The organism is Streptomyces flavochromogenes (genome assembly GCF_000717595.1).
GTDB classification, from domain to species: Bacteria; Actinomycetota; Actinomycetes; order Streptomycetales; family Streptomycetaceae; genus Streptomyces; species Streptomyces flavochromogenes.
The window spans coordinates 1-211 of record NZ_JNZO01000159.1 but is presented as its reverse complement, the minus strand read 5'-3'; the positions used below and the strand labels follow the sequence as shown (position 1 = coordinate 211).

The window sequence follows — 211 nt, the reverse complement described above, 5'->3', positions numbered from 1 at the left end:
GCCGGAGTACATGGTTCCGTCGGCGGTCGTCGTGTTGGACGCGGTGCCGTTGACTCCGAACGGGAAGACGGACCGCAAGGCCCTGCCCGCTCCGAGCGCTTCCGGTGTCGTGCGCCGTGAGGCGCGGACGGCGCAGGAGGACATTCTCTGCGGTCTGTTCGCGGAGATCCTGGGTGTGGCCCGGGTCGGGATCGACGACGGTTTCTTCGAC

General features: G+C 68.2%; 1 protein-coding gene. It reads left to right on the top strand.

Features of this window, described 5'->3' with window-relative positions; all coding sequences use genetic code 11:
* Nucleotides 1-211 (top strand): hypothetical protein (locus IF00_RS42435; protein ID WP_037640731.1); only part of this gene is annotated, 211 nt, incomplete at both ends.